The organism is Xanthomonas sp. SHU 308 (assembly GCF_000364645.1).
GTDB classification, from domain to species: domain Bacteria; phylum Pseudomonadota; class Gammaproteobacteria; order Xanthomonadales; family Xanthomonadaceae; genus Xanthomonas_A; species Xanthomonas_A sontii.
This window is the reverse complement of sequence record NZ_AQOK01000562.1, coordinates 1-1,948: the sequence shown is the minus strand read 5'-3', so window position 1 is coordinate 1,948 and position 1,948 is coordinate 1. Positions and strand designations below refer to the sequence as shown.

Genomic DNA, 1,948 nt, shown 5'->3' with positions numbered 1-1,948 from the left:
GCGCCAGCCGCTGCAGGCGATCGGCGACGGCTACTTCGCCGCCACCCTGGCCTGCGCGCCCGGCACCCGTTACCGCTACGCCATCGACGGCGGCACACCGGTGCCGGACCCGGCCTCGCGCTGGCAGCCGGACGGCGTGCACGGCGCCAGCGCGGTGCTGGCCACCGACGGTTACGCCTGGCGCCACGGCGACTGGCGCGGCCGGCCCTGGGCCGAGACGGTGTTCTACGAACTGCACGTGGGCACCTGCGGCGGCTACGCCGGGTTGCGCGCGCAGCTGCCGACCCTGGCCGCGCTCGGCGTCACCGCGATCGAACTGATGCCGCTGGCCGAATTCCCCGGCCGCCACAACTGGGGCTACGACGGCGTGCTGCCGTACGCGCCGGCCTCGGCCTACGGCCATCCCGACGAACTCAAGGCGCTGATCGACGAGGCCCACGGCCTGGGCCTGAGCGTGTTCCTGGACGTGGTCTACAACCACTTCGGCCCGGACGGCAATTACCTGGGCCAGTACGCCTCGACCTTCTTCCGCGAGGATGCGCCGACGCCCTGGGGCGCGGCGATCGACTTCCGCCTGGCGCCGGTGCAGCGCTACTTCATCGACAACGCGCTGATGTGGCTGCACGAATACCGCTTCGACGGCCTGCGCCTGGACGCGGTGCACGCGATCGTGCCCAACGCCTTCCTCGACACCCTGCGCGAGGCGATCACGGCCAGCGTGGCCGACGGGCGCCACGTGCACCTGGTGCTGGAGAACGAGGCCAACCAGGCCGATGTGCTGGAGCGCGGCTACAGCGCGCAGTGGGACGACGACTTCCACAACAGCCTGCACGTGCTGCTGACCGACGAGCACGAGGGCTACTATGCCGGCTTCGCCGACGCGCCGGCGCAGCACCTGGCGCGGGTGCTCGGCGAAGGCTTCGCCTTCCAGGGCCAGGCCGACCATCGCGGGCACGCGCGCGGCGAACCCAGCGGCCACCTGCCGCCGCACAAGTTCGTGATCTTCGCGCAGAACCACGACCAGATCGGCAATCGCGCCCGCGGCGACCGGCTGATCACCCAGGTGAGCGAACCGGCATTGCGCGCGGCGCTGGCGCTGACCGCACTGACCCCGATGATCCCGCTGTTCTTCATGGGCGAGCCGTGGGGCAGCCGGACCCCGTTCCAGTTCTTCACCGACTTCGCGCCGCCGCTGGACGAGGCGGTGCGCGAGGGCCGGCGCCGCGAGTTCGCGCACTTCGCCGCCTTCGCCGACCCGGAACAGCGCGCGACCATTCCCGATCCCAACGCGCCGGGCACCTTCCAGGCGTCCATCGCCGACATCAGCGACGCCACCCACGGCGACGGTGCGCGCTGGCGCGACTGGTTCGCGGCGCTGATGGCGCTGCGCCGCCAGCACCTGGTGCCGGCGCTCGGCCAAGCCAGCGCGCTGGGGGCGCGGGTGATCGGACCGAAGGCGATCGCCGCGGGCTGGCGCCTGGGCGACGGCGAATGGCACGTGGCCGCCAACTTCGGCGACGCGCCGATGGCGCTGGACCTGCCCGGCAGCACCGTGCATACGGAGAACGCCGGCGACGACGCCGCGCAGTTGCCGCCCAACGCTTTCGTCGCGCGCTACCGGCCCGGCAACGCCGCATGAGCACCCGCTGTCGCGACGCCATCGCGACAGCGTCCCCGGCACGCTGGCCACCTCGTTCGCTGCCCACCGCCGCGCACGCGCTGTCGGCGCGTGTGGGCGGGACCGCGGCGGATCCCCCTTTCGCCTTGCTGCCCGGTTCGCCCTGCCCATGACCGACACTTCCCTGCACACCCTGGCCGACGCCGCCGGCCTGCTGGTCGACTGGATCGATGCCAGCGACACGCCGCGCACGGTCGCCGACGACACCCTGCGCCACGTGCTCGGCGCACTGGGCCTGGACGCGCGCGACGCGGCCGCCTGCCGCGACAG

General features: G+C 73.0%; 1 protein-coding gene. It reads left to right on the top strand.

Features of this window, described 5'->3' with window-relative positions; translation table 11 throughout:
- The coding region (treZ, locus tag D588_RS0116520; protein ID WP_017916765.1) for a malto-oligosyltrehalose trehalohydrolase at positions 1 to 1,639 on the top strand (1,639 nt) is incomplete at its 5' end.
- Between the last annotated feature and the right edge of the window lie 309 nt (positions 1,640 to 1,948).